We start from the raw sequence: 6,000 nt of genomic DNA, 5'->3' as shown, positions 1-6,000 counted from the left end.
ACCGTCTCGGCGAAATACGCGATCGCAGTTTCGAGCAGCAACGGTACCGCGCCAGCGGACTAAACCTGGTGACTGCGGCGATCGTTCTCTGGAACACCGTCTATCTTGAGCGCGCTGTGCAGGCAATGGAGAGCCGCGGCATGCCGGTCGATCCGGCGCTGTATCCCTATTTGTCGCCCTTGGGGTGGGAGCATATCAACCTGACCGGCGACTACGTGTGGCGCATGAGCCATAAACCGGAAGCAGGAAAGTTCCGCCCCTTGCGGCGTCTAGCCGAGCGCTAACTCGCGAGCGAGGTCTTAGAGGGCAATATTTTCCGAATTCTGAAGCCGCCCCTGAACCTGCGTTCGGCCTACATTCATGTCCTGGCTGATGCGGCCACGTCAGTGCTGGCCATCCTCGCCCTGGCCGGCGGCTGGCTGCTCGGTTGGAGCTGGCTCGACCCGGCGATGGGTATCGTTGGCGCAATTCTCGTTGGCATCTGGGCGTTCGGCCTGCTAAGGCAAACTGGCGTAGTCCTGCTAGACCGAGAGATGGACCACCCAGTCGTCGAGGAGGTCCGCGAGGTGCTCCAGAAGTTCAACGTCGGGCAAGATGGCACGCGAATCGCCGACCTGCATGTATGGCGAGTGGGCAAGGAAAAGTTCGCGTGCCTCGTGAGTCTGGTCACGCATGATTCAACGCTCTCGCCAGCAACTGTTAGGAGCGCGCTTGGCATACACGAGGAACTCGTGCATGTGACCGTCGAAATTCATCGCTGCGCCGACTGAAGGACTGGCGTAGTCGCCGGAAGCGGGCCTTCGACTCTGCGGTGCTGCCTCAACAGTACTGTTGGCAAGTGATAGCTAGCTCTTTGCGGAAAGTGCTCAAACTCGTTCCGTTCCGCCAAAACTTCAGCATTGCCTTACTTGGCTTTTCTCGGCCCTCTATCTCGGGTATCTGTTCATCACGTTGACCCGCTAACCCTCGGCAGTAGATGGGTGCAAATCCAGTCCGACAGCTGCCTCCGGACGGGCCGTTGGCGGGCACCTTCCGACATCGCCGCACTTATTGGGTCACGCGGCATCACCCAGTGGCCCGAGCAGCAAATTGAAGAGCGGACTGCAGCCGGCACTTGATGACGTAGGCGCTGGCCTGGACCATGCCAGACGCCAGCGGCCGCAGCCAGTCGGCCGAGATGTTGTAGCGCGACGCATAGCCGCCGTCGATCGGGTGGATATAGCCGAATCGCGAGATCTGGCCCTCGCTGATGGCGCGCTGCGGGAGTCAGTGGAGCTCCTCCAGTCATTGCGATAGGCCATCGCTGTCACGCCCAGCCGCTCGCCGCCGCAGCGCGTAGCGCAGGCGCTCCTGCGCCTCGTTGCCGAACATCCAAGCGTTGCGCGTCAGGCGGGTACGTTCAAGCCGCTGCTGCACCTGCTGCCGTGCCACGGGGCCCGTCCATCGACAGCGTGACGAGGAGAAGCTCAGGGTGGCGCGCGCAGCTTGCCGATGGCTTCAAAGTTGCGCTTGCAATAGACGCAGTCGAGCGACCACACCACGAGCACAAAGGGCTTGCCCTGCTGGCTGGCGGCCAGTTGCGGCAGGCTGGCCAGCAGCCAGCGACGGGAATGCTTCATGCGGCCTCCTTCGATATCGCAAAGAGCTGGAAGCCCTCTGCTTCCGCGCGACACAGCACATAGGCGCGCCCGGCGTACTGCAACAGTTGCGGTTGCTCGGAGTCGCGTGTTCCTGAAAACGGCGATTCGCTTTCTAAGCTACCGGATCCGCAAGGCGCCGAAACGTCATGACGTCAGCTATTCCTTCCATTGGAGGCCAACTAGGCCAGATCGCTACGCTGATTGCGGCAGCTGCGATCAGGCCCGTGATCGATAGAATTTATCCGTTTGGGTCTACGCGAGAGGCTTTGGCTTATGTCGAAACGGGGCGTGCAAAGGGGAAGGTCGTCATCAAGATCCGATAGAAGGAGGGATCTCTGTTTTTTCTCGCAGAGGCAACGACGCTTGCTCGACGTGAAGTACTTGCAACTTTGAGCGTCACCGTCCGTTGTCAGCGTGGAGTGTTGTGGCCGAACCCGGTCCGACATTGATCATGCGGTGTGGATCGCCGCTGATTCATCAGGCTAGGGCAGCAGCCAGTTTCCGCCGTTCGGCGATCATCACTCCACCAGCAGAACTTGGCCATTATAGCCATTCGACCTGGCTGGGCCGAATGACAATACGTGCACGAGCGCCAGCGGCGCCCCGGCCGCCCGTCAGACCAGATCCAAGCGCGTCCCGAGTTCCACCACCCGATTCGGCGGGAGACCCAGGTGAACGGTCACGTCGAGTTCATTCCTGTATAGCCAGATGAACAGATTCATCAGTACCCGCCTGCCTAGGTTTCCCTGTGTAGCCGTGACCAGCGATTCGCGCCCCAGATAGAACGACGTCGTCATGTCTTCATAAAGCGGCCGGCCGGCCCGCACCGAGGCCAGTTCGAGCAGATGTGGCACGTTCGGATTTTCCAGATACCCGTACCGGCCCACGATCCGCACGAAGCCGATCTCGAGGCATTCGACCCTACATCGCTCGGCCTGCTGCACGCGTGGGGTCTCTTCGGTAAGCAGGGTGAGCAGGACAACTCGCTCATGCAATACCTGGTTGTGCTTGAGATGGTGCAGCAATGTCGTCGGCACCGCGTTGCCTGCTGACATCAGGAACACGCCCGTGCCCCTGACGCGGTGTGGCGGGGACAGTGCCAAGCTGGAGATGAACGCGTCCAAGGGAATACCCGATACCTGACGCGCGTCGCGCAGCGCCCGAAGCCCCACCAGCCATGATAGCGACACCAGGAAGGTGAGCGAACCGATCGCGAGTGGCAGCCAGCCACCGTCGGCGAACTTCATGGCATTGGCCGCGACGAACGCCAGGTCCACCGCGAGGAAGACCCCGGCGACCGTTGCGATACGCCACACCGGCCACCTCAGGCGGACACGTGCCAAGGCGATGAAGAGCATTGTCGTGATTGCCATCGTGGTGGATACCGCGATGCCGAACGCTGCCGCCAAGCTGGACGACGAGCGGAACATCAGCACCACCGCAATCGTTCCGGCCATCAATGCCCAATTCATGCCCGGCAGGTAGATCTGCCCGGCCGTGCTGGACGAGGTGTGCCTGACTGCCACGCGCGGCGACAGCCCGAGTTGCGCCGCCTGCCGCGTCAGCGAAAACACGGCGGAGATCAGCGCCTGGGACGCGACAATAGTTGCCAGCGTCGCCAGGACCACCATCGGATACAACGCCCACGAGGGCACCATCGAGTAGAACGGCCGGGCCGCTGCCCCCGGATCACGCAGCAGCAGCGCACCTTGCCCGAGGTAGCTGGCGGCCAGGGACGGCAACGCGAGTCCGTACCATGCAATCCGGATCGGACGCGCTCCGAAGTGACCCATGTCGGCGTACAGGGCCTCGCCACCCGTCAGGCAAAGGACTACCGCTCCCAGGGCCAGAAAGCCGTGAAAGCCGTTGTTCAGAAAAAACGCCACGCCGTTCATCGGATTGAGCGCCGCGAGAATCGCCGGCGTCTCGACCAGCGAGATCACGCCGAAGCTGAAGATCGCCACGAACCACGTGCCGAGGATCGGTCCGAAGGCCACGCCGACCCGCCCCGATCCGAGTGGCTGGATGGCAAACAGGGCAACGAGGATCACTACGGTCAGCGGCACGACATAGTGCGCCAAGGCTGGCGTCGCCACCTCGATCCCCTCGAGAGCACTGAGCACCGAGATCGCCGGCGTGATGATGCCATCGCCATATAGCATGGCAGTGCCGAATATCGCCAGGAACACCCAGCGGAGGGCCCGCCGGCTCGCGAGGCGTCCGGTCCGCTCCCCGACCAGCAGTGCCAGAAGGGCCAGCAGACCACCTTCCCCGTGGTTGTCGGCCTGCATCAGCACATAGACATACTTGACGCTCACCATCAGGATCAGCGACCAGAGGAAGAGCGATACCACGCCGACCACGTTCTCCGGCGTCGGCGTCACACCGTGGATGCCGTGGAACGCCTCCTGCAACGCATAAAGCGGGCTCGTACCCAGGTTTCCGAAGACAATGCCCAGGGCAGCCAGCGCCAGCATGGCCATGCTGGTGTCATGGGACCGGGCAGAGGGCGAAGCATTTGCTGCAGGCATAGTTTCCCGTGCTTCACTGCCGACTTCGAGCCAACAAGACGAATGCTTGCTGTTGGAATCTATGTCGGCCTGGCATCAAGATAAATCAGACCTTGAAGCGAGAGACGCCATTGCGCAGGTCGTTGGCCACCAGCGTCAGTTCGTCGATCGCCTGGCTCGACTGGCGCAGCGATTCCACGGTCTGCTGCGCGGCTTCGGACAGCTGCATTAGCGCCTGGTTGATCTGCTCGGCGCCGCCGGCCTGGGCCTGCATGCCTTCGTTGACCATCAGCACGCGCGGCGCCAGCGACTGCACCTGCGCGATGATCTGCGACAGCTGGTCGCCCACCTGCGTGACCTCCGACATGCCGCGGCGCACTTCCTCGGAGAACTTGTCCATGCCCATCACGCCGGCAGCCACGGCGGACTGGATCTCGCACACCATCTGCTCGATATCGTAGGTGGCCACCGCGGTCTGGTCGGCCAGGCGGCGGATCTCGGTGGCCACCACCGAGAAGCCGCGGCCGTATTCGCCAGCCTTTTCGGCCTCGATCGCGGCGTTCAGCGACAGCAGGTTGGTCTGGTCGGCCACCTTGGAGATGGTGGTCACCACCTGGTTGATATTGCCGGCCCTTTCATTGAGCGTGGCGAGCTTGGCGTTGACTGAGCCGGCGGCGTCCATCACATGCTGCATGGTGCCTTCCATGCGCGACAGGCCAATCTGGCCGGTCCCCGCCAGGCCCGCGGTCTGCTCGGCGGCGCTGCTGACTTCATGGATGGTGCGCACCAGGTCGCGCGCGGTAGCGGAGATCTCGCGCGAGGTCGCGCCGATCTGCGTGGTGGTGGCCGCGGTCTCGGTGGCGGTGGCCTGCTGCTGGCGCGCGGTCGCGGCGATCTCGTTGACCGAGGTGGTGACCTGGATCGCGGTGCGCTGCGCCTGGCCCACCAGGGAAGTCAGCACGCCGGTCATCTGGTTGAAGCCTTCTTCCACCGCCAGGAACTCGTCCTTGCGCCGCAGTGCCATGCGCGGCCGCAGGTCGCCGCCACGGAGTTCGGACAGCAGCTTGACGATGGACTGCATCGGCACCGTGAGCGCGCGCATCAGCAGGTAGCCGCTGACCGTCGCTACCAATGCCGCCGCGAGCAAGGATACTTCGATAGTGCGCCTGGCCAGGCCGACTGAGCCAACAATATTGGCCGCAGCGGTTTCGGCCGTGCTGTCGTTATCGTGGACCACCGCTTGCAGCGCCTTGATGCCCTCCGTCCAATGCGTGTGGAGAGGGCCGCGCGCGATGGCATCGGCCGCTACAAAGCCCGGCGAGGCAGTGGGATTGCTGAAGATACCGGCAGCGCGGTCGTAATTGGCGCGGGCCTCCTTGTAAGCGTCGAAGCGCTTACGGTCTTCATCGCGGAAGATGGTCGTCTCATAGTCACGCTCTTGCGCATCCAGGCGTTGTCTGGCTTCGTGGCGCTGTTCAAAGTAGCGGCGGCGCTCGCCCTCGCTGCCCGCGGTCAGGGTCTGCCAGCCTAGTACGTAGAGTTCATTCCATGTCGCAAGCAGCGCCGTGCTATAGCGAAGGCCAGGAAGGGCATCCGTTTTCATGACGCCGACATTGCGATCGATGGCTGATAGCCGGTTGTGTGCCACGCCCCCCATCAGCGCCATGACTAGCAGGATGAAGGCGAAGCTCACCAGGATGCGTGTGCGGATAGTCAATTGGTTCACGGCCTACCCCCTACTATTCTTGTTGGACGTTTGCGCAGCAGATGCCTATCACGCCAGAATTCGGGTCGTCATGGCGGAAGACTGCGATGCGGCATCACCAAAGATGGTATGTCGTCCAGAGTAC

Annotated in this window: 5 protein-coding genes and 2 pseudogenes; 3 read left to right on the top strand and 4 right to left on the bottom strand. The window is 62.7% G+C overall.

Annotated elements, in window-relative coordinates:
• Together K309_RS0128440 and K309_RS37755 are read left to right on the top strand one after the other, a co-directional pair.
• Positions 1-284: Tn3 family transposase (locus tag K309_RS0128440; RefSeq protein ID WP_029049518.1), on the top strand; the 284-nt coding region annotated here is incomplete at its 5' end.
• A gap of 51 nt (positions 285-335) precedes the next feature.
• Positions 336-770 (top strand): annotated as a pseudogene (locus tag K309_RS37755) (cation efflux transmembrane domain-containing protein); the annotation flags it as partial.
• 334 nt (positions 771-1,104) lie between these two features.
• On the opposite strand, the pseudogene K309_RS43260 reads toward K309_RS37755, so the two are convergent.
• Positions 1,105-1,328: pseudogene (locus tag K309_RS43260) on the bottom strand (TonB-dependent receptor); the annotation flags it as partial.
• Between the two features lie 138 nt (positions 1,329-1,466).
• A complete protein-coding gene (locus K309_RS43255) occupies positions 1,467-1,619 on the bottom strand; it encodes a thioredoxin family protein (protein WP_232232526.1) in 153 nt (50 codons plus the stop codon).
• Between the two features lie 167 nt (positions 1,620-1,786).
• Here K309_RS43255 and K309_RS40545 point away from each other — a divergent pair, with 167 nt between their 5' ends.
• On the top strand, positions 1,787-1,963 hold the full coding sequence (locus K309_RS40545; RefSeq protein WP_084402584.1) for a zinc-binding dehydrogenase: 177 nt from the start codon (positions 1,787-1,789) through the stop codon (positions 1,961-1,963).
• A 291-nt stretch (positions 1,964-2,254) separates the two neighbouring features.
• Here the strand turns inward: K309_RS40545 and K309_RS0128420 are convergent, their stop codons facing one another.
• Both K309_RS0128420 and K309_RS0128415 read right to left on the bottom strand, forming a co-directional pair.
• Complete coding sequence (locus K309_RS0128420; protein ID WP_232232525.1) at positions 2,255-4,123, bottom strand: potassium transporter Kup; 1,869 nt, start codon at positions 4,121-4,123, stop codon at positions 2,255-2,257.
• Positions 4,124-4,256: 133 nt separating this feature from the next.
• Positions 4,257-5,876: a methyl-accepting chemotaxis protein gene (locus K309_RS0128415; RefSeq protein WP_029049516.1), complete on the bottom strand. Its 1,620-nt coding sequence runs from the start codon at positions 5,874-5,876 to the stop codon at positions 4,257-4,259.
• Positions 5,877-6,000 lie beyond the last annotated feature (124 nt).

It is taken from the genome of Cupriavidus phytohabitans (assembly GCF_000426345.1).
Lineage (GTDB): Bacteria > Pseudomonadota > Gammaproteobacteria > Burkholderiales > Burkholderiaceae > Cupriavidus.
The sequence above is the reverse complement of the archived record's forward strand: the minus strand, read 5'-3'. Positions and strand labels throughout refer to the sequence as shown.

What these genes read in the sequence shown, in the direction of transcription:
- K309_RS43255 (WP_232232526.1), bottom strand. Translation starts at nt 1,619, where the DNA reads ATGAAGCATTCCCGTCGCTGGCTGCTGGCCAGCCTGCCGCAACTGGCC.
- K309_RS40545 (WP_084402584.1), top strand. Translation starts at nt 1,787, where the DNA reads ATGACGTCAGCTATTCCTTCCATTGGAGGCCAACTAGGCCAGATCGCT.
- K309_RS0128420 (WP_232232525.1), bottom strand. Translation starts at nt 4,123, where the DNA reads ATGGCCATGCTGGCGCTGGCTGCCCTGGGCATTGTCTTCGGAAACCTG.